Source organism: Acetobacter conturbans, assembly GCF_011516755.1.
GTDB lineage: Bacteria > Pseudomonadota > Alphaproteobacteria > Acetobacterales > Acetobacteraceae > Acetobacter > Acetobacter conturbans.
The window spans coordinates 19,446-41,641 of the sequence record NZ_WOSY01000002.1 but is presented as its reverse complement, the minus strand read 5'-3'; the positions used below and the strand labels follow the sequence as shown (position 1 = coordinate 41,641).

Genomic DNA, 22,196 nt, shown 5'->3' with positions numbered 1-22,196 from the left:
CGTGCCGTAATCATCATCGGAGAAGCGCCCATGTCGGCCGACACGACCCCGCAGCCCATTATCGTTTCGGACCGCAATCTCGCCCTTGAACTCGTTCGCGTCACTGAAGCGGCAGCGCTTGCTTCGGCGCACTGGACCGGGCACGGCCAGAAAAACGATGCCGATGGCGCTGCGGTCGAAGCGATGCGCAAGGCCTTCGATACGGTCGCCATCGACGGCACCGTCGTGATCGGCGAAGGCGAGATGGATGAGGCACCGATGCTTTATATCGGTGAGAAAGTCGGTTCCGGCGGTCCCGCCATGGACATCGCCGTGGACCCGCTGGAAGGCACCAACCTTTGCGCCAAGGACATGCCAAACTCCATCACGGTCGTGGCCCTCGCCGAGCGTGGCAATTTCCTGCACGCACCGGACGTCTACATGGACAAGCTGATCGTCGGCGCGGGCCTGCCCGATGATCTCATCGACCTTGATGCCTCCATCACGGAAAACCTGCGCAACCTTGCCAAGGCACGCGGTCGTGACATCGGCGACATCACCCTTTGCGCTCTTGACCGTGAGCGTCATGAAGAACTGATCGCCAAGACACGCGAAGCCGGTGCCCGCGTCCGTCTCATCTCCGATGGCGACGTGGCGGCTGGCATTGCCGCCTGTCTCGACACGTCCTCCGTGGATATCTACGCAGGCTCCGGTGGTGCACCGGAAGGTGTGCTTGCCGCCGCCGCCATCCGTTGCATGGGCGGCCAGATGCAGGCTCGCCTTATGTTCGAGGATGACACCCAGCGCGAGCGCGCCCAGGCGATGAATCCCAGCAAGAAGCCCGACCGCAAGCTTGGATTGCAGGATCTGGCCGCAGGCGACGTTCTGTTCTCCGCGACAGGCGTGACCTCAGGCTTCCTGCTTGACGGTGTGAAGCGTATGCCGAACAGCGCCATTACCCATTCTCTGGTCATGCGCTCGAAGTCCGGCACGCTGCGCTTCATCAAGGGCTACCACAACTTCAACACCAAGACGTGGAGCGCCCGCTGAGGGTGCCGCACGGCGTCCCTCTCCTGTCCGGAAATCATGCCTGAAGCCCATCACGAGACCGCAACCGACCTTGCCGTGCTGCCTGAGGCTGTTCTTGGCGTAACGCAAAGTCTGACGGGTCACCGATGGGTATGGCGTGAGGGGGCAACTGACGATCGCACACTCCGCATTGGAAGCGCCATTGCCCAGTCCTGCGACATCCCCGAGATTGTCGCCCGTGTCATGGCAATGCGCGGCCTGAAACCGGAACTGGCGACAGCCTTCATTGCCCCACGCCTGCGTGCCTTTTTGCCTGATCCTTCCTGTTTGAAGGACATGGACAAGACTGCGGCACGTCTCGCTCTCGCCGTTGAAAAAGGCGAAACTGTCGGCATTCTTGGCGACTACGACGTCGATGGTGCCTGTTCGTCCGCGCTGCTGGCGTCTTTTCTGCGCTCATTCGACTGTCCGGTTCATGTTCACATTCCGGATCGCATGAAGGAAGGCTACGGCCCCAATGAAGGGGCTCTTCTGGGCCTCGCCGAGCGTAATGCTTCTCTTGTCGTCTGCCTCGACTGCGGTACCGCCGCGGCCTCCATTCTGGCCTGCCTTGAAAACAAGGCAGATGTCATTGTTATTGATCATCACAAGGCCGAGCTGGCGCTGCCCGACATCCATGCTCTGGTTAACCCAAACCAACCTGACTGCGCCTCGGGTCTCAACCATCTCTGCGCAGCGGCGCTGACGTTTGTAACGCTGATCGCCACCACACGCGAACTTCGCCAGCGTGGCTATTTCGGAGCTGAGCGTCCCGAACCCGATCTGCTAGCCTGCCTCGATCTCGTCGCTCTTGCCACGATCTGCGACGTGATGCCGCTTCGCGATCTGAACCGCGCCTTCGTGCATCAGGGATTGCGGGTGATGGGACAGAGAAACCGTACAGGGCTGCGTCTGCTCATGGATGTCGCCAGCGTGCATGAGAAACCAACTGCTTTTACCTGTGGTTTTGCCATTGGTCCCCGCATCAATGCAGGTGGCCGTATCGCTGAATCCGACCTTGGCTTTCGTGTCCTGACCGCAGAGACGGAACTCGAAGCCCGGCAGATGGCTGAACGCCTCAATGACATCAACCGCAAGCGGCGGGATGTCGAAGCCGATATTCTGGATGCGGCAATGACTCAGGCCGCCTTGCAGTTTGAAACTGGGAATGCGGCGCTTCTTGTCACCAGCAATGACTGGCATGCGGGTGTCGTCGGTATCGTTGCCAGCCGCATCAAGGAAGAATTCAATCGGCCGACATTCGTCGCCAGCGAAGACGAACACGGGATGCTCAAGGGATCTGGACGGTCGATCCCCGGTTTTGACGTGGGTGCCGCTGTCATCGCCGCGAAGGAACACGGTCTGCTGGTCGCGGCTGGAGGCCACACCGCTGCCTGCGGCTTCACACTCTCACGTAAAAACCTTCCGGCTTTCCATGACTTTCTGAATGTGCGGTTCGAAGCCGCCGGTGCCTATCCGAAAAAGCCTTTCCTCCCGGTGGATGCCGTGATTCCCACCAGTGCCGCAAGTCCTGAACTCGCGCAGGCTCTCGGTGTTCTGGCACCTTTCGGGCAGGGCAACGAAGAACCGCTGCTGGCGATCGAACGGGTCAAGGTTGACCGTTTTTTCCGTATGGGTGCGAACAAGCGTTCCATCCGCGTCACCCTGTCCGGCGAAGGTAATCGCAAGCTCAATGGGGTCATGTTCAACATCAAAAATGACACTGTGCTTGATGTGCTGGAAGACCTCTCCCGACCGAGCCTGAATATTGCAGGCTGGCTGCGAACTGACACATGGCAGGGCCGGGAAACGACGAGTTTTTTCATCAGGGATATCGCGCGAGCCGGATAAACGGCTTGTTCATCCGCGTCGTTTTGTAAAAAAGTGGAACTGCACCTCTACTGTGCGTTGTCGCTCCACTCTCATGCTGCTTCTTGCAAAAAGCAGCACTTATAGAGACCGGTCTTCCGTTTTTACATCGGCTTCAGGCGAACAGCTTTCCTGATGTTCACCCTACAGCAGTTCCTTTTCTGCAAAGCTCAACCATTGACCATTCCCCACGATCACATGGTCTTTCACTTCTATTCCCAAAATAGCCGCAGCCGATGCGACGTTTTTCGTCATTGTCAGATCATCGGGAGAAGGCGTCGGATCTCCACTCGGGTGATTATGGACCAGCACAAGAGCATGGGCCTTCAGTTCAAGAGCGCGTTTCACGACCTCCCGGGGATAGACAGGCGTGTGATTGACGGTCCCGCGCGCCTGCGCCTCGTCCGCAATCAGGCGCCCGTTCTCTGCAAGAAAGAGAATATGAAACTGCTCGATCACTTCCCGCGACAGAACGGCGGATAAGTAAGCATAGAGGGTTTTTCGGTCTGACAGGATTTCACAGTCTGTCAGTTCCGCGCGCCGTAATCGCACGCCGGTTTCACGAAAAACAGCTAGCGCGGACAGAAGATAGGGGCCGACGCCCGCCACGGAACGTAATGCCTGAGGCGAGGCCGCCAGAGTGGCGGAAAACGATCCAAAGCGTCCCAGAAGGGCCTGTGCCAGTAAGGCTGGTTCTTCATTTTTGGGCATTGCAAGACGAATGAGCGTTGCCATCGCTGCGTTGTCATCAATATCGGGAGGATCGGCAAAGAGTCCGGCCATCCCATCGGGTTGTCTGCCGAAGTCCCTCAGCGCTCTAGTGGCTGCGGGAATAAGGGTCTCCGAGCTTATGCCAGGATTTTTTACAAAACCAGCATCGGAAAATCCGTCGTTCATCCGTCACTCCCCATGGCATGGTAGTGACAGAGAAACTAGACACGAAAATATTCATTGCCCATAGGTGAAAAAGTATTACTTACAATACAGATGGTCTATTTTTTTATGGAAATCACATAAATAGAATAGCGTTTATTTTATAGTTTCGTCTCAATATGCATTACTGCTGCAGGACACGCTGCAATCCCGGAATATCAAGCTGCAGCCTGCGCGCATCCAGACGCCTGACAAGCTTCTGCTCTTCCAGTTTCCCCAGCGTCCGGCTGACCGTTTCGATGGAAGTACCGAGATAATCGGCGATATCCGTACGATCCATGATCAGCGTGAGCACGCTTTGCCGGGCGTCGAAACCTTCCATCTGGCAACTGCATTCCAGGAGAAAACCGGCAATCCGCTTGATGATCCGTTGATGCGTGACCAGCAGAAGATGGCGCTGCGACATGCGCAGTTGTGCCATGGCTCCCACTAGGAAAACTTTCTGCAGTCGCGGCTCGCGGTCACACAGGGAATGGAGTTGCTCCAGCGGCACACGCACCAGGTAGCACTCGGTCAGGGCGTCGGCAGAGTTGAGATAGACGCCGCTCTCCTGCAGGCCGAACGGATCACCGGCATTGTAAAAGGCAACGACCTGACTTCTGCCATCCTCAAGCTGATGTGAAACCCGCACCGTTCCCTTGCAGATGAGATAAATATATTTCGCGACAGTGGCCTGCGTGAAAATATTCTCCTTGGGCAGATACACAACCTGTGAGGCAATCAGGGCCAGTTGTTTCTGCATTTCGTCTGCAAGGAGCAGATAGCCGTCGGGATCAATACGATCAGCAGGCCAGTCGCCGACAGCGCGAATATGAAGTGGCGGGAGAGGTCCGGCGAGAATCTGCATGAGGCCTGCTGTGACAATGCGGCATGATGACGCGGTTTGCGTCCATAATCACGACGGAAGTTCGTTTTTCCGGTCCACAGACGGGGCCTCTTCGCCTCTTGCCCGGAGAAACATAAGGTGGACAGCGTCGCTGAAAGAAAAGGGGCCTGAACGTGTCAGGCCGCCTCACCTTCCGGATCGACTATGGGACACGCTTTCAGAGAACGCGATGTTCCCACCCATGCGTATCCGCAACACGGCCACGCTGCGTGCCCAGCAGAACTTCACGCAGCGATTCCGTCACGGGGCCAGCCCCGTCCCTGTTGCCGATCTTCACTTCGCCATTCTTCGTCCGCACGACGCCGATCGGCGAAATGGCAGCAGCCGTACCGCAGGCGAAGGTTTCCACCAGACGGCCGGACTGCGCGTCCTCAAGCAACTGATCGATGGCATAAGGCTCTTCACGCACCGTCAGGCCTTTCTCGCGGGCGATGGTGAGGATCGAATCCCGTGTGATGCCCGGCAGGATCGTGCCTGTCAGAGCCGGCGTACTGATCGAACCGTCATTGAACACGAAGAAGATGTTCATGCCGCCCATCTCTTCGATGAAGCGATGATGCACGGCATCGAGAAACACGACCTGATCGCACTCGTGATCCTTGGCTTCGGCCTGAGCAAGCAGCGAACCTGCGTAATTGCCGCCGCATTTTGCTGCGCCTGTGCCGCCCGGCGCAGCGCGCGTGTAGGTCTCCGAAACCCACACCGTCACCGCTCCGGCGCTGAAATACGCTCCCACCGGCGCGGCAATGACGAGGAACATATACTCGGAAGCAGGCTTTACGCCGAGAAAAGCATCGTTGGCGAACATGAACGGCCGAATGTAGAGGCTCGCATTCTCACCCGACGGCACCCAGTCCTGATCGGCTTTCACAAGCTCGTCCACAGCGCGGATGAACAGGTTTTCCGGAATCAGGGGCATCGCCATACGATCCGCCGACGAACGGAAACGCCGCGCGTTGGCGTCCGGGCGGAAGATGGCGATGCCGTTATCCGCCGTCCGGAATGCCTTCATGCCCTCGAAGATTTCCTGCGCATAATGCAGGACGGCAGCGGAAGGATCCAGGGTGAGCGGCCCGCGCGGCAGAACCTGCGCATCATGCCAGCCCTCTCCTTCCTTGTAGCGGATCAGAACCATGTGGTCAGTTGCAATACGCCCGAACGCCGGATTGGCCATGAGCTCCGCGCGCTTTTCCGGCGAAGTGGGATTGGGGTGCGGAAGGATGGTGAACTGAAGGTCCTCGGCGCTGCTCACGGCCTGCTTCTCCTGCCTCTTCTGAGGCTTCCTGCTTGTGCTTGTTGGCCATATGGCCCTTGTGGGGCGACACTTTGACCGGAAATTGAGCGTTTCGGCAATCCGGCCACCACGCAAATCTGCCCGCCGCTCCGAAATCACCCCTCGACGGGCATGAGATCACGCATGAACGTGCCGAAGAGCCGCTTGCAACTGCACCGTTACCAGCTCCGCAAGATCGGTGGGAACGCTCACGATTGCCTCCGGGGCGGCATCGAGAAGCTCGCCTTCGCCGCTATATCCCCATGACACACCCAGCGCACGGATGTTGTTAGCGTGTGCGCCCGAGATATCGAAGCGGCGATCACCGATCATGATGGCGTGATGTTTTTCAATTCCATGATCAGAGAGCACGGAAGCGATCAGTTCAGGCTTTTCCGCTCCGCTGTCGTCCGGCCGCGCACCATAGACCTCCCGGAAATGTCCTAGAAGCCCGTTACGTTCAAGAATAGCGCGCGCCAGTGTTTTTGGCTTTGAGGTGGCAATGTAGAGCGTGGCCCCAGCCTTTCCGATCTCGGTGATGGCTTCACGCATGCCGGAGAAAACGGGGGTTTTGTGCATACCCTCGGCTTCATAATGCTTGCGATAGCAAACCATCGCCTCTTCGCACCGGTCATCGCCGTAATGGCTGAGAATTTCGCCGATCAGATCCCGGAGCGGTGGCCCGACCACCCAGTTCAGATCATGGGCAGGATCGGGCGTGTGCCCCATCTCTTCAAGCACCTGCCGGATCGTGGCGATGATGCCGGTGCGGGAATCGATGATCGTGCCATCGAGATCAAAGAGGACCGAAGACCCGGTCAGGGGATGAAATGTCATGAGCGCATGTTGGTACGCTCTTTCACCGCCCGTCAACGCAAGCCGCCTTGTGCCGGTTCTGAGCCGGTTTATAGTCCACGAACGGCGGGCGGTTTTGATGCCTCCAGTCAGTGCCGCGCATATCGCGCGAAGGAGGAGATTTCTGCATGTTCAGCCACATCATGCTTGGCAGCAACGATATCGAACGCTCCCGCAAGTTCTACGATGCGATTTTCACGACGATCGGTGGAACACCGGGCGAACTCGATGCAAAGGGCCGTCTTTTATATATTTATGACGGCGGTCGTCTCATGATCAGCAAGCCACTCAACGGTGAGCCGGCGACAGCAGGCAACGGCACCACCATCGGCTTCGCCATCGGAACACCGGAAAAGATCGACGCCTGGTGGAAAGCTGGTGGAGAGAATGGTGGTCAGCAGATCGAAGACCCACCGGGAATCCGCAAGGGTGCGTTAGGCGCTATGTATCTCGCCTATCTGCGCGATCCGGACGGCAACAAGCTCTGCGCTCTGCTCAAGATGTAAAACCGCGTTTCCGGGGTGCTCGCAAAGTGTCGATCGCCCCGGATCGTGATTTTACCTGAACCGGCAGGGCTTATCCTGCGTCGGGGTTTCGTCCGTCTGGACGACCATCAGTTCCACGGGATCGTCTCCGACATTACCCGCATAATGTCCGACCTTCCCCTGCGTGTCTTTCCGGCTGAGCTGATCCTCCCCCAGAGAAACCTCTCCCGGCCCCATGATCACTTTGTGACCATCCATCGCCGTCACATACCATGACCCTTTGAGTGGAATGATCCATTGCACTTTGGGGTCCGGGTGCCATGAGCCGTTCCAGTGCGCGGGCTGAACGGTAAAGATAATTTGTGCCGGTCCCTGCTTCAGCCTGTCCTGCCATTGCGGGTCGGCCGGTTTCGACATCGTTTTGAGATCGAAGTCCCGCAACGGGCATTTCGTCATATGACTGACGCCGTCATGATCGGTCCAGTTATGCCAGTACCACATTGTCGGTGTCGGGGACGTTGCATCAGAGGCCCATGCAGCCCCGCTCATTCCAAGAGCCAGAGTCAGTCCGGCAAGAAAAAGCCCTCGCATCAGACGGCGTCCCTCGGTGGTGGCTGGTAGCGCTTTTCCGGAGACACCGCATCGAAACGCCCGCGGCTCGGCGTTGACAGCAGTTCGATGACCATGCCCCAGGGGGCGCGACCGTAGCGGAAGAGGTTTCCCGGCCCTTCTTCCAGCGAAGGCTGTTTTTGCGGATCAGTCAGCAATACCCCACCTGCAGCGGTGAAACGTCTGCACGCTGCTTCGATGTCATCGACATAAACAGCGAAATGCTGGAGCCCGAAATCACACGGGCGTGCGGCGGGATGCTGAGCAGGCCCGTGCATCTCGAACAGTTCGATGCAGGGGCCCTCTCCCAGCGCCACCATGCACATCTCGCGCACTACTGTCCCTTTCACGAGATCGAGGATCTTTTCTGTTTCGGGGCCTTTCTGCGGATGATCCGGGGTGACATTCCGATAAAGCGGCACGGCATCGAATGCCTCTTCAAGAAACCGGAGAGCGTCATCAATATTGGGAACCGTGACGCCAACATGGTCGATGCCACGAGGCAAACCCGAGTGGTCATTTGAGCCTGTCACCCTAATCTCTCCTTCGTTCCGTTGATGAAAAGAACGGGCGCCTTCACGGGTGGTTCCCGCTGAAGACCTCCCATGCCCTCGACTTCCGTGATGACCCGCGCCTATCTGGTCTCAAGATAAGAGAGGGTGTCATTTCGTCGCCCTGCCCGACAAGGAGACCGGCCTTACCGCCGGAAACTATGCCGATGACCGCAGCCCTTGAGCGCCGCCTTGAGGCGGCTCGCGCCGTTGTAGATGACGCAGCCCGTCTTGCCCTGTCCATGAGACCGCCGCCGGGGGGCCCGGTTGGCATACAGAAATCCGCACAGGACTGGCTGACGGAAGCAGATGGGGCAGTCGAGGCCTTCATCTCGCAGCGCATGAGCATCCTGTTTCCTGAGGACGGCTTTCAGGGCGAGGAAGAAGGTGCGACACGCGGCGGCAGCCTGCGCTGGGTGGTGGATCCGATTGACGGCACATCCAATTTCGCACGGGGACGCAATCGCTGGTGCGTATCGCTGGGGCTGCTGGAAGAAGATCGGCCCGTGGCGGGTGTGGTCTGCGCGCCTGCGCTCGGCGAAACCTACACGGGGCTGATCGGCAAAGGCGCTTTCCTGAACGGCACGCCGATCAAGGCTTCACCGGTCACCGATCCACGGAGTGCGATGATCGAGATGGGCTGGAGCAATCGGGTTCCCAAGGGGGTCTTCATGGACAAGATCGGGGCTATCCTCGACCTTGGTGCCATGCCGCGTTCCGGTGGGTCTGGTGCGCTCGCCCTGACGGATGTGGCCTGCGGTCGTCTCGACGGTTACATCGAGATCGTCATCAATCTTTGGGATGTGGCTGGAGCGCTCCCCATCCTTGCCGAGGCCGGAGCATGCGTGTCGCCTTTCCTCCGGGATGGTGGCCTGACTGGCGGGGGCACAATTCTGGCTGTGGCGCCAGGCATTGCTGAGGCTCTCTCGGAAGCGGTGGGTATTCCCCTTACTTAAAGGCACGCCGGATGATCCGAGGATTATCCGGTAAACAGCCCTTTAAATGTGTCGTAATATTGCTAAATGACTCTGCAGAGCCTCCCTATGGGGTTTGCAGAGACTATTTCACGCGATAGCGTGCGCCGGGCGTCATCTCCGGTGACGAAAAGGAGTTTTATACTGTGAAGAAAACTGCACTTTCTTTCATGCTGGCAGCGGGCATTGCCGTTGCGCCGACATTCGCGCAGGCCGCATCCGTCCATACGGCCTGGGAGAAGTTCAAGGCCGGTCGCGCCCTCAAGCACGTTTCTGCCGATGGTCAGCGCGCTTTCGGTGATCTGCTTCAGGCGCATGACCTGCTGGCTGCCGGCAAAACCGAACAGGCCATTCCTCTCCTCTACGATGCGGAAAAGCAGTTCGACGCGGCCAACAAAGCCAACAACAAACTGATGAGTGCGGAAGCATCTCTTGCCCGCTCGCCTCAGCATCCGGCCTCACCCGATCACGTCGCATCCACACAGCAGGAGACGTGGATTCCCGTTGGCGGCGAATTTGTAGAGACCGAAACGTTGGCACCTGAGAAAAAGGCTGCTGTTGCTGCTGCGAACGGCCAGTTGAAAGCAGGCAATACCCAGCAGGCGGCGCAGTCCATGCAGGTTGTTGACGATCAGGTCGATTTCATCGTGGCCCTGGCCCCGCTGAACCAGACCAAAGGTGCCATTGCCCGCGCACAGGTCTTCACCGAAGGTCGTAACCCCAAGGACGCTCTGACAGCGGTCGATCAGGCCCTGAACAGCCTCGTGTTCGTCGATGACGACGTGCTGGACGCTCAGGCTGCTCCGGCGAAGGCAGCAGCTCCTGCCGCGGCATCTGCTCCAGCGGCTACGTCGGCGAAATAAAGACCACACTCAACGAAAGCGCTTTCCTGACGGAAGGCGCTTTTTCCTCCTGAACCGGGAGCGTTTCCGGTTCAGGAGGCCCATTTGTTCAATCAGAACGATTTCAGCAGTCGGTCGAGATAGTCGAGTTCTTCTCGCGGTCGCGTTCTGTCAGAATCCCGGCGACGCAGTTCTTCCTCAATGGCGTGAGCCCGCTCGCGGCTCACCGTATCAGGCAGGTGGTCCCCTGTGCTGGGCGTATTGTCCGGACCTTCCCCCAGCGCCCGGCCAAGCGGATCATGATCGGCATTTTGCTCACCGCCGTTCTGCCCGTCTTCGTTATCGCCGCCTTCATCGCCGCTTCCGGACTGGCCTTCGCCTCCCTGCCCTTCGCCACCAAACGAAGGCAGAAAACTCGTGCCCCCCGAACCGCCGCCCTTTCCTTGCAGGGACTGACGCATCTGATTGCGACCCTGCTGAAGATCCTTTAGCGCTGAAGTCTCGGACTTGACCGCATCCCCCTCATTGCCTTCAGCCAGAGCGTGCCGCGCGTCCTTCATGTCCTTCGCGGCCTTGCTGAAGGCCGGGACATCCTTTCCGGAAAGCTGCTTGAACTCACTGCCAAGTTCTTCCGTCGCGCGCATGAGCGCATGCTGTCCGGCAGCATCGGCGCGTTGCTGATCCGCATCGCCGGAACTGTCCGCAGCCTTATCACCGCTCTGAGTCGGCTGCTGTTGCGTTCCCGGGGTCGCCTGAGGAGGCTGTTGTTCGGCGCTGCCGTTGTCTCCTTGCGGCGGAGCGGACTGCCCACTGCCTGTATCCTGCGGAGGAAGCAGGCCGAGACGCCGGAGCAGGTCCGCAGTCGACATCGTCGAGAGGTCGCCTTCCCCACCCGCTGGCGGCGCTGCATTCTCTTCAGCCTGTCCCTGACGTCGTTTTTCACGGTCGGAACGGGACTGCGTGCGGTCAAGCAACGTGCTCTGCTGCTTGATGAGGTCTCCAAGCCCTTCGGCCTGCTCCTTGAGCTTCTGCTGCGCCACCATCTGCTGAGCCAGTTGCGCCATGTCCTGCGGTGTCGCATTCCGCATCTTTTCGATGGAATCCTCAAGCTGTTGCAGCTTGTCCATCGCGCCCTCCTCATGGCCTTCCGCTGCATCGCTTTGCAGACGTTCCATAAGTTTCTGGAAGGCGCGGTCGCCGGATTTTGTCAGGCCCGGCAGATTTGGAATCGCGGACCCTTCCCTGATGGCCTGCTCAGCCAGCATCTGCATCTTCCGGGCAATGGCCTGACGCAGAGCTTCCATGCGGCGTTTCAGTTCCGCCTGATCCTCCGAACCATGCGCATTGTCCTCCCGCATATGTTTAAGCTGCGCGGAAACGGCTTCCTGCGCGGCACGCACATCGATGGAAGCTTGGGCAGCGTCCCTGCCACCGTGCAACTGGTCTTCGATATCCAGTGCCAGATCCCACAGGCGTCCCACGGCCTGCTCACGGGCATCATCATCGCCTACATCATGGTCGTTCAGGAGCGCCACGATAGCGGTCAGATTGAGGAACGTCCCGGTATTCCGCGCGATGGGTCCGGGCGTTTCACCAATGGCCGCGAGATCGTCCGCAGCGACGTCACGGTTTTCATCTCCAAGCGCGAGACGTTTTCGCAGATCCAGCACCGCCCTTGCTACGGGAGAGCGAAACGTTCGGGACCCGAGGTGGAATGTCACGACCGGACTGCGTGCTTCCTTCTTGCTGACACTTGTCGCCACCAGTGTCGCGGAGACCTCCTCTCCAGCCCACGGATCGTCGGACAGATCGGGACTGGCGACACCCTTCGCCTCAACCGGATGTCCTGCAACAGGGATCGGCACACGCAGGATACGGTTCTTCGTCAAAAAACCCGGATGCGTCAGTTTCATTTCCACGGTGAGAGCGCCGATGCCGTAAGCATGTCGCGCTTCGTAAGGCAGGCGTGTCCGCCGTCCTCCCTTCTCACCGCCGGGATTCTTGCCCCACGCAACTTGTGGCACACCATCCGGCGTCACCGTCAGGGGCCACTCCGCTATCGTACGCCCCCGGCTGCGAACGACGAAAGAACCGGACTCATTGAGAACCGCCTGCATTCGCCAGGAATGTTCACCCAGCGGCTGCACCGTTTCGTCCGTGAAACCGCCATTCAGATGCGGTGCCGAACGCAGGCCGGTGACCGTCGAAACCAGCATCGAGCCTTGGGGCACGGGAGCAACATGCGCCGTGCCATCCGCCAGAAAGACCGGGGCCGATGGCGCATAGGACGGTGGGGTGATCCAGGCTTCCACATGAGGAAACGGCACATCCGGATCATCGAGGCCGGGCACGAACGCAGCCACGAGGCGTCCGGGTGCATGAGGCCCAGCCCATACAGCCGTCCCCACAAGAACGGCTGCCATAACGAGAGTGACTCGTGAATGCCGCAGTTCCGACAGTCGCGGCCATCCGGCTCGCAGATGACCGAGAGAGGCCAGCAGCCGCTCCTGATAGGCACTCCACAACATGCCGGAGCCGATGCCTGCGGACTGATCGGCGAGAGCCGCCAGTGGCCGGTTACGCAGGTTTGAAGCCTGTTCGATCCGGCGATCGGCGTCTGCTCGTGAAGCCGGTGCGTAACCCTGTAATCCGCGTCGCCCAAGCCATACGGTCAGGCCGAGTGCACTGACCTCCACCACTCCATGCAGCCAGTCAGGCAAATTCTGCGGAATGCGCAAAAAACCAGCGATGCAATAGACACCAACGACAGATGCTACTGGCGCGAGACGGCCACCCACCCGCTCGATGGCAATGACCATGCCAGCCTGTTTACGCGCGGCGGCGAGGCTTGCTTCCGGAGATATCCCGGTGGGTGGAATGCCACCCCCAGCCTGTTCCGGGCGTGCGCCGCTCATGCTTCGACGCGAACCCCGTCGGGCATGACTTCAGAGGCCCAGAGGCTCTCCACGCTCTGCCGGGGCCGGATCACCGACCATCGATCCCCATCCACGAGGACTTCCGCCGCCAGCGGTCGGGCATTGTAGGTAGAACTCATCACGGAACCATAGGCACCGGCATCGAGCAGGGCGACACGAGCGCCCCGCTGCAAGGGCGGCAACTGACGATTGCGGGCGAACATGTCGCCACTTTCACAAACGGGGCCGACAATGGCCGCCGCCTCGGGTGCGAGACCGGCATCATGCGCCGAGAGAGGCAGAATTCCATGCCATGCGTCATACAGGGAAGGTCTCAACAGATCGTTCATGGCGGCATCGAGGATGATGAAGGGCTCACCACCGGTCACCGCTTTTCGCAGAATCACGCTTGCGAGAAGGACACCGGCGGGCGCCGCGATCCAGCGCCCCGGCTCGATCGCCAGTCGCACATCCAGATCGCCCAGCTCTGATCGCATCGCACCTGCCAGCGCCTGAGGCGATCCAGCGCCTTCGTCTCGATAACAGATGCCGAGACCGCCGCCGCAATCGACCACGGACACTGCCATGCCCGCTGCGCGCGTCGCCCGCACGAGTTCGGCAATGCGCGCATAAGCGGCTCGGTAGGGTTCCATGGTCAGGATCTGGCTGCCGATATGCACGGCGTAACCGACCGGCTTCAGTCCCGGAAGCGCCTGTGCCTGCCGGTAAAGCCCCAGAGCCTCGTCGTATGGAATGCCGAATTTATTGCCCGCCACGCCCGTGGTAATCTTCGCGTGCGTCTTTGCATCCACGTCCGGGTTTACACGCAGCGCAACGTCGATCTCCCGGCCCAGCGAGGCCGCCACGCCAGACAGCACTTCAAGTTCTTCGGCGCTCTCGACGTTGATCTGGGCAATATCTTCTTCAAGAGCAAGACGCAGTTCCGCGTCTGTCTTGCCGACCCCCGAAAACACAATCCGCGACGCCGGAATGCCCGCTTTACGCGCCCGAAGCAGTTCGCCGCCGCTGACCACGTCGGCTCCCATTCCGCTTTCCGCAAGGATTTTCAGCACGGCCAGATGACCATTGGCCTTCACCGCGAAGTGGGCGGACACGGACAATCCGGCGCCCTTCATCGCGCCCAGCAACTGCGCGGCTCTTTTTCTCAGCGTGTCGGCACTGATGACCCAGCATGGCGTTCCGACCTCTTCCGCGATTGCGGTCAGCGGCACGCCGTCGAGCATCAGCCCACTGAGAACATCAAGAGACAGGTTCGGATGGGTCGCCAGAAGTTCGCGAACAGTGGGGTCGGGCGTATAGAAATCGATCGGGTCAGCCATGACGACACGTTACCGGCTCAACAGGGAGTTGCCAATGAAAAGCCTGCCCTGTCACGAGACAGGACAGGCTGGATTTTTCGGAGATGAAAGCCCTTCCAGTCTCAGCTGGCGAGGATTCCGTTCTCCTTCAGAATGCCCAGCGCATGTCGGATGCGATGGCCGTATGTGTGATCCGCCATTGTCCGTGCCTGTGCTTTCCGGGTCGTTTCCAGACGCAGGGCATCATTCTCTAGATAGGTTTCGATCAGCTGATCGAAGTCCTTGCGGTTCGAGAATGAAGGAATTTCATGCTTCGTGTAGTAGCGGCGGATTTCATAGGTATCTTCGTGGAACACCTGCAATGCGCCCGCAGCCGCAGCCTCAAAGGTGCGCGGTCCCGGCGTGGACGGCGAAATCATGAAGCGCTTGTTCTCGAAGCTGAGGCTGCGTCCGAGGTTCAAGACCAGCTTGGAACGCTGGTAGAACTGCACAAGCTGCTCCTTCTCCAGACGCGCATCCGAAAAGCCGATCCCAAGCTCACCCCAGCCCGGTCCGATGATCTTGATGTTCAGGTTACGCAGGGTCGGCAGCAGGCCACGGACGATGTCCTTGCGGTTCGTGAAGGCCACACCGCAGAACAGGACATCGATCGTGCGCTCGATGGTCTCGTCGATGGGGCGGTAATGCAGCTTGGGACAGGCAGCGAGAGGCAGATGCCAGACCTTGTCACGGGTGTAGAAGTTCGACCCCCAGCGTTCGCAGGAAAAAATCGCATCGAAATCGTGGGTGATACGATAGTTCGCGTCCTGCTCGTAGGGATCTTCCGTAGCCCAGAAGACCGTCGCAGCGCCGATTTTCTTCGCCTCCCGGCAAACCTCACCGAAATAGGTGCTTTCCGGCAGATAGGAACCGACACCGAACACGACGGTGGGTTTAAGAAACCTGATTGCCGCGGCTGCACCACTGATGTTGGCAGCCGTTACATTCTCTTCGCCGAAGCACTCACCCCAGCCAGCCATGATCGACTCACGGATCTGCGTATTCGCCTGCGATTCAAAACGCCCTCCGCTGCAGATCAGAACCCGCCCGGAATATTCGCTCGTCTTTGCCATGCCGTTTCTCCAGTTTCTTCGGGCTCAGTTCGTTTTATTAGCGGCGCGACGCTTCATCGGCGGGCACCTTCCAGCACGGACGCGACTGCGGCGTCAAACCGGGCCGGGTCGCAATCTTCTTCGATACGGCGCAGCGCTGCGTCCCGAATGCCGGACCACAGCGCTTCATCCTGATAAAGTCTGGTCACCGCAGCGGCAAAAGCCTGGGCATCCGGCGCACCACCCGACAGGATATCCCGGCCCTCCGTCCAGCCGAGCTGCCCGATCAATAGATCGCTTGCGACCACAGGCAGGCCGAAAGCAGCGCTTTCATGGATCTTGTAAGGGATGCCGCCCGCGAACCGCGTCGGTGCGACAAACACACGACGGGTATTGTAAAACGGCTCCAGCTCATCAACCTCCCCGATGATGTCGATGCCATCGAGTTCATACAGGGTCGAAAGATCGACCTTGCGGGACCGGGAGCCCACGGCTGTCAGCCTGACTTCACTCCCTAACGTATCCCGCAGGCGTGGCATGACCTCGCGGGCGAACCACAACAGCGAATCAAGGTTGGGAGAATGTTCGTCAACAATGGAACCGACGAACAGCAGCCCCTGCCTTTCCGCGAAAGAGGCCGGAGTGGGCCGAGGGCGCACCGAATGTCCCAGCACAGCGACATTCTGGTGCCCTGCCCGCCTGACGAGTGCCGCATCCTGTCCGGTGACGGCAACGACCTGCTGGCAGAAATAGGCGCATTCGAATTCGGCGCGGAGTGCTTCGTCCAGATCCTGCGGACGATGGCCGTCCCTGCCCTTCGTTAGGCCCAGCACGTCGTCCCGCAGTTGCAGACGCGGCGTGACGACCGCTTCCGTATCGAGAATGAAGCGCGTGCCCGGCAGGTAACGGCTGTTTTCATCGAGAAGAGGCCGCAGGCGTGCGAGATTATGCGTCCGCCCGATCCAGACGAGATCGAATGCCCCAGCCCTTTCCTCCAGAAAGCTATCCAGATCCTCGGCCGACCGGTCGAAAAGAACTTCCACCGTATCCGGGAAATCTCCGTAAAGCCGACTGAGAGAATGATAATGGGCGTCCACCGGGAACACGGTCACGGCGCATCCCTGTCGGACAAGACTCCGCACAATATCGTTGGACCGGACATAACCGGAGCCAAGACTGCGCAGCGGAACGCGATCCTCAATGAACAGGACACGAGGACCCTTCGCGGGACGGGACCGCGCCAGAACAGCATTGCCCAGATGTGCCGGATACTGGTTACGGAGGAATTCCGCCTGTTTGGTCACGAAAATCCGACGATTCCGCTGCATCAGCGCCATGGAAGCCGCCGATGTCGAGGAGCCGAACTCCAGATGCTCAATGACTACGGAGGGATCGTAGACCACCCGATAACTGTTGCGAATCAGGCGTACGCAGTAATCCGATTCCTCGAAATAGGCAGGTGCATAAGCGGTATCGAAGCCGTTCAGGGACCGGGCGAGCGATGTGGATGTCAGCAGGAACGCGCCCGAGCAATAATCAACGTCCCGGACAAAATTGGCCTCGGGACAGTTCGGGTCGCGATCGCGCAGATAGCCATACGCGCCGCCATCGCGCCAGATGATCGAGCCAGCCTCCTGCAGGAGGCCGTTTGTCCGGATGATCTTGCCGCCAACAGCGCCGATGCGCCCGTCGGACGCCAGCCGGTCGAGCGCGATCTGCACAGCGCCGGGGGCAAGTTTGACGTCGTTGTTGAGGTAGAGCACCGCATCGGCAGACACCATGTCCAGCGCCATGTTGCAGGACAGCAGGAAGCTCGCATTGTAATCCAGATGCCGGATTTTCGCACCTGTAACATACTGTTCAAGACGAACGGTCTCGTCCCTCGATCCTGAATCAATGACGATGAGTTCCAGAGAACCCGGGAAACAGTCGCGCAGAGAGGCCAGCGCCATCATCGTCAGGGGAAACTGGTTATGCAGCACCATGATCACGCTCACGGTTGGCGGCTCGGTGCGGCTGAAATCCAGCGTGCGTCGCCCGGCTTCCACCAGCAGGCCGGCGGCCTCACGCACGAACATCATCTTGGAATGGGCTTCGTCGATTGACCTGTCGTCGGGTGCGCGGTCCGTCTGCTCCCGCGATGCCACCCAGTGCGCGAAGGGATCACGGAATATCCCGCTCTCGACATCGGCCCGCACCATCGGCCGCGCGGCATATTCGGCCAGCGGGGCGTCCGGGGCAGGCTGCCGCCCCTCAAATGCCCCGGCCGTCAGGAAATGGTCATATCCTGAACGGAACAGTCCGGCCCCCACGCCAGCACTCACATCGGGATATTTCTCGCGATAAAACTCCTCCGAAAAGGCAGCCTGAGGGGAATATCCGGCCTGTTCGCCGAGAGTCAGGTAATGATGGAGAGCACCGCTAACCCGCTTTTCCGCGATCAGTTGCCCGACATCGGGATAGCGAGTGAGATACCAGACGGGATCGAAATACCACGATGCCCGTGTCCGATCAGCGACGCCATCGGCATTGACCAGAAACTGCTCGAAGGCGGAGAGGCCCGGCAGATCGTGACACCCCGAAGTATAATGACGAAAAACCTCTGGATCGAAGAAACGGCTGCCGCTGCGAAAATCGCATTCACCACCTGCCAGATAGTGGTCGTAACCATTCGCCAGATTTTCCGACTTCAGAACCGCACCCGTCAGATCCGGCGTGTGCGTCCTGTAGTATTTTTCGGAGAACAGCCAGTGGGGCGAACGCTCCCGGTATCCTTCCTGCACATAGTGCATGAACCCGGAGCGGTAGGTTCCGGCCTCCACCGCAGCGACGACATCCGGGCAGGTTGCGAGATACCATCCTTCATCGAACCACCGGTTGGGAGAATATCCCCTAACCTGCCCGACGGCCCGATAATGACCGAGGGCATCGGACCCCACCCCGGCGACAAGATCCTTCGCCGCCTGTGGATACCTTGAGCGATACCAGGTTTCGTCAAAACGCAGCCAGACAGGTGTCCTGCGCGCAGGACCACCATCTGGAGCAAGCCATTCGAAAATGGCGACTTCCTGCGTTTCAGACGTCATGATGTCGATGTTCTCGCAACCAGACCCGCCGTTCAGTCGCCTACAAGTTCACGCACGGTATCGGAACAGTAACCGACGACGACATCTCCGGGCGCGACTTCTTCCACACCCCGGAACTGGTTGTCTTCACAGAACACCCTGATACCCGTTGGCTGAAAACCGATTTCATCGCCGACAATGTTCAGCAGGCTGACCCGATACCAACCCGACAGCACATCGTTATATCCCCTGTTCAGGCTCAGATTTCCCACGAACCCGACGCAGAGCGGCGCATCCGAGAAGATCGTCTGGACATCCTGTCTGATCAGGCGCGACGTGGCGAAGAAGACGGTTTCACCGTTCTCCTCGTTGATGAGTGTTATGTAAACCTGTCCCGCACGCGACATACCGCGCAGGAAGGCCCATCCGCGCACGATCAGATCACTTTCGAGAATATCCCGCTCGTGATTTCCGCCGTCTTCGATAAGAGTGCTGAAGAAATCGATATAGAACTGAAGGTCACCTTTGTACTGCTGCGTGATCAGCCGAGAAAGTCCGGATAGCTTGATCCCGCGCAACACGCCGTCGCTTTCGGAAACACGCTCGAAATCGCGCAGAATCTGACCGTTTGAAGGCGGCAGACGCGTCAGACCGATAATCCGGCCCCCTTCGACCTCGATCTGCACGGATGTCAGCTGAAAAGCCCCACGTCCATGGACGATGTTGACAAGCCCAAGCCGGAAAACGCCCTCACACCATTTGCCGCGCAAGGCGACCTGTGCGGCAAAGCCGGAACGACGGGGCGCACCGGGGAAGAGCCCGGTGACGTCCGAACGCACTTCCCGCGATGTCGGAATGAAGATCGGCGGAACATCATCCTCACCGAGCAACACTGCGTAGAGATGACCCGAACCCGATACGCCCGGCACCACGTACCAGCCACGAATGTGGAATTCCGACGACGCAATGAAATCTTCATCGTCGGATTCAGCAAAGACATGACGGCAGACGTCGTCGATATAATATTCAGCGCCCTGAATCGAATACCAGTCGGTGACGGTTTCGGGCAGTTCGATCGACAGGTCGCGCGTCGTCGGCGGATCAAAGATGTGGCGCGGCGGAGCCTGATGTTTCCACGACGCGTGGGGCAACAGATGCACCTGACCCACATCGAACTGAACGTTGCTGCTCCCCATATCGCGACGCGGCGCAACGTCACGATAAAGCTGAAGCAGTGCACTCCCGTATTCGCGGGCATTGGTCCAGAGATGCGGACCAATATTGGCCATCAGGTTTTTACGGATGCTTTCACTGCAACGGATCAGTTCAAGACGCTGAAGAACATCAGCCGGGCTACCGATGGGAACCTTGAAACCGTTGACACCGTCTTCAACACGATCGCCCAGAGCACCGACATCGCACACGATGGGGATCAGACCATTCTGCCACGATTCCGACAGAGAAATGCAGTAGGTTTCCGGCCAGATGGACAGGTTGAGCGCGACATCCGCGACTTTCAGCGCGTCGATATCGCCAGCCGAATAACGTCCATACGCATGCACATTGGACTTGTGCATATTGCTCAGGATTCCATCGTATTCCGGATGGACATATCCGAAGATGTGGAATTCAAACAGGTCGGGATTGGCCATCTCAATGACACTCAGAACGGCATCCGCGCCTTTTGTGCGCAGGAAGTTTCCGATTACCGCCACAGCAAGAGGACGGCCATTCAGTGGTTCATAGGTCTTCGCCTTGATCGGCGCCGTCGTCTCTGGCGAAGGAATACCCAGAACCAGACTGACTTTTTCAGAAAGCCTCGGATACACCTCGTGCGTCAGGTCATGAGAATGCTTGGTGCCGAACAGGATGACGTCCACGCAGTCAAGCGCCAGCGCCACAAAGGCGCGACGGGTCTGCTCTCCGCCGAATTCCACATTATCGGAACGCTTCAGGGAAATATCCGCTGCCAGCACCCACTTCACATCTTCTTCGCGATAGCGCAGTTCGTGATTCAGCAGGTTATAACGTGAGGAAAGCAGGAAAAAGTCGTGAGCCGAAAAGACAACGCCCACACCATTGGCTTTCGCAATTATCGGCAGTGACAGGCAGTGATGCCCGAGATGCTGGAAGTGCACGATGTCGAAATTGTACTGGCTGATCGCCGCCGAGAACGCCATTTCCTCGGCGCCGTCACACATCGTATCGAGCCAACCCGTATCAGGCACATCGAAGCTTTCGATCTCCCGGCCACTGGCATCCGTCAAACGACACATGCCATCACGATGCAGCCAGTAGAAGAACTCGACGTCACGCAGCAGCATGGAGGCTATGGTCTGCTGATAGACCTCAACGCCACCCCACGCCTGTTCGTGAATCGTGGAATGGGTGCACATCAGCACGCGCAGACGACCGCGCCGGGCCGGTGCGGCGACAGATTTCGCAATCTCATGACGGCCGAAGTCAGCGCCTGTGACCTCCATCATCCGCTTCAGACGATGCTCGTAAAGATGCGCCTCGAGAACGGCTTTCTGTGCGGCAGTCGCCTGTTTGCGCCTCAGGGACTTGTTCGACAGCAGAGCGGCAATATGCCCAACAACACCTTCGACGGTGCGGGACATGCCAACGCCTGCAACCTCGTGAATGTAGCGCTCATCAAGCTGCTCTCCCGCCTCCACAACCTGCGCGGTGCCAGCCAGTCCAAGTTCGTAGAAGCGCGGTCCGGGTGCGGTCGCCTGCCCGACATCGCCATGACTTGCATAATCACGGAACATCGTAAGGGTTACGGCGCTCGCATTGGCGAAATCGATGAAGGCTTCATGGCTAATCGGGCGCTGAATCGCCAGGTCGGCAAGATCGGCGGGAAGCGGTGGCAGATATTCATTGCCGGGACAGATCAGCTTGACCCGTGCATCCGGAAAAGCTGCAATGACACGACGAAGGGTTTCCACGCGGTTGGGCCACATCGTCCCGGCGAAGAAGATATCGTAATCCAGATCCGCGGCTGATTTCACCTTCCTCTCATGTAGAGACAGGCTGGCGGCCAGCGGCAGATAGTGCCCCTTCCCCTGATAGAAATCGGCACAGGAGGGGTCGTTCGTGAAAACGTAATCGAAGAGACCAATGTTTTCGACGTTGAATGACACCATGAAGGGATCTTCAAACGCCCAGAAGATCATGGTCTTGAAGGCGGGGCGTATACGCCGCATCAGTTCCATGTTGATGCGCTGGCCGTCAATGCAGATCAGAACGTCATGCTCACCACCTGCCGCAAGACCGGCGAGAGTCATGTTATCAGCGACGACAACGTTATCGCCACCGAGGACCGTCTTGGCGGCCCGCTCAAAAGCAAGTGTGAGGTAATAGTTCGGATTATGTGTGTAGTTCGTATTGTATATGACTGCCATTGACCCACGCTGACGTTTCCGTCTTCGCCTTCCCTGAAAAACTACACCGATCCAACATCACATCTGCTTGCGCAT

At 59.0% G+C, this 22,196-nt stretch carries 16 protein-coding genes; 5 read left to right on the top strand and 11 right to left on the bottom strand.

Going from position 1 to position 22,196, the window contains the following annotated elements; translation table 11 throughout:
• Nucleotides 1–30: 30 nt before the first annotated feature.
• Together glpX and recJ are read left to right on the top strand one after the other, a co-directional pair.
• The gene (glpX, locus tag GOB81_RS02235) at nt 31–1,029 is read left to right on the top strand and encodes a class II fructose-bisphosphatase (RefSeq protein ID WP_173568758.1); all 999 of its coding nucleotides are present in this window, start codon (nt 31–33) and stop codon (nt 1,027–1,029) included.
• A 36-nt stretch (nt 1,030–1,065) separates the two neighbouring features.
• A complete protein-coding gene (gene recJ / locus GOB81_RS02230; RefSeq protein ID WP_173568757.1) occupies nt 1,066–2,898 on the top strand; it encodes a single-stranded-DNA-specific exonuclease RecJ in 1,833 nt (610 codons plus the stop codon).
• 162 nt (nt 2,899–3,060) lie between these two features.
• Here recJ and GOB81_RS02225 read toward each other — a convergent pair whose 3' ends face one another.
• The 4 genes from GOB81_RS02225 to GOB81_RS02210 form a co-directional block, all read right to left on the bottom strand.
• Nucleotides 3,061–3,699: a JAB domain-containing protein gene (locus GOB81_RS02225; protein WP_242009998.1), complete on the bottom strand. Its 639-nt coding sequence runs from the start codon at nt 3,697–3,699 to the stop codon at nt 3,061–3,063.
• 274 nt (nt 3,700–3,973) lie between these two features.
• Nucleotides 3,974–4,696, bottom strand: coding sequence for a Crp/Fnr family transcriptional regulator (locus GOB81_RS02220; protein ID WP_173568755.1), 723 nt, complete (start codon nt 4,694–4,696; stop codon nt 3,974–3,976).
• 196 nt (nt 4,697–4,892) lie between these two features.
• Nucleotides 4,893–5,987: a branched-chain amino acid aminotransferase gene (locus GOB81_RS02215; RefSeq protein WP_173568754.1), complete on the bottom strand. Its 1,095-nt coding sequence runs from the start codon at nt 5,985–5,987 to the stop codon at nt 4,893–4,895.
• A 159-nt stretch (nt 5,988–6,146) separates the two neighbouring features.
• Entirely contained in the window at nt 6,147–6,845 is a 699-nt protein-coding gene (locus GOB81_RS02210; RefSeq protein WP_173568753.1) for an HAD hydrolase-like protein, read from the bottom strand.
• 146 nt (nt 6,846–6,991) lie between these two features.
• On the opposite strand from GOB81_RS02210, the gene GOB81_RS02205 reads away from it, so the two are divergent.
• Nucleotides 6,992–7,369 carry a VOC family protein gene (locus GOB81_RS02205; protein ID WP_173568752.1) on the top strand — a complete coding sequence of 126 codons (378 nt, stop codon included), beginning with the start codon at nt 6,992–6,994 and terminating at the stop codon, nt 7,367–7,369.
• A gap of 51 nt (nt 7,370–7,420) precedes the next feature.
• Here the strand turns inward: GOB81_RS02205 and GOB81_RS02200 are convergent, their stop codons facing one another.
• A complete protein-coding gene (locus tag GOB81_RS02200; RefSeq protein WP_408736894.1) occupies nt 7,421–7,897 on the bottom strand; it encodes a cupin domain-containing protein in 477 nt (158 codons plus the stop codon).
• Between the two features lie 41 nt (nt 7,898–7,938).
• On the bottom strand, nt 7,939–8,490 hold the full coding sequence (locus GOB81_RS02195; RefSeq protein ID WP_338421294.1) for a VOC family protein: 552 nt from the start codon (nt 8,488–8,490) through the stop codon (nt 7,939–7,941).
• 179 nt (nt 8,491–8,669) lie between these two features.
• Between GOB81_RS02195 and GOB81_RS02190 the strand changes: the two genes are divergently transcribed.
• Nucleotides 8,670–9,464, top strand: coding sequence for an inositol monophosphatase family protein (locus GOB81_RS02190; protein WP_408736889.1), 795 nt, complete (start codon nt 8,670–8,672; stop codon nt 9,462–9,464).
• A 188-nt stretch (nt 9,465–9,652) separates the two neighbouring features.
• Complete coding sequence (locus GOB81_RS02185; protein WP_173568964.1) at nt 9,653–10,345, top strand: YfdX family protein; 693 nt, start codon at nt 9,653–9,655, stop codon at nt 10,343–10,345.
• 92 nt (nt 10,346–10,437) lie between these two features.
• Here the strand turns inward: GOB81_RS02185 and GOB81_RS02180 are convergent, their stop codons facing one another.
• From GOB81_RS02180 to GOB81_RS02160, 5 genes are all read right to left on the bottom strand, one after another.
• Nucleotides 10,438–13,239 carry a DUF4175 domain-containing protein gene (locus GOB81_RS02180; protein ID WP_173568749.1) on the bottom strand — a complete coding sequence of 934 codons (2,802 nt, stop codon included), beginning with the start codon at nt 13,237–13,239 and terminating at the stop codon, nt 10,438–10,440.
• Nucleotides 13,236–14,579, bottom strand: coding sequence for a diaminopimelate decarboxylase (gene lysA / locus GOB81_RS02175; protein ID WP_173568748.1), 1,344 nt, complete (start codon nt 14,577–14,579; stop codon nt 13,236–13,238). The genes GOB81_RS02180 and lysA overlap by 4 nt, the downstream gene beginning before the upstream one ends.
• A 101-nt stretch (nt 14,580–14,680) precedes the next feature.
• On the bottom strand, nt 14,681–15,670 hold the full coding sequence (locus GOB81_RS02170; protein WP_173568747.1) for a CgeB family protein: 990 nt from the start codon (nt 15,668–15,670) through the stop codon (nt 14,681–14,683).
• Between the two features lie 53 nt (nt 15,671–15,723).
• Nucleotides 15,724–18,735 (bottom strand): glycosyltransferase, encoded by a 3,012-nt coding sequence (locus GOB81_RS02165; RefSeq protein ID WP_173568746.1) that lies wholly within the window; start codon nt 18,733–18,735, stop codon nt 15,724–15,726.
• Between the two features lie 32 nt (nt 18,736–18,767).
• Nucleotides 18,768–22,121: a glycosyltransferase family protein gene (locus GOB81_RS02160; protein WP_173568745.1), complete on the bottom strand. Its 3,354-nt coding sequence runs from the start codon at nt 22,119–22,121 to the stop codon at nt 18,768–18,770.
• Nucleotides 22,122–22,196: the final 75 nt, after the last annotated feature.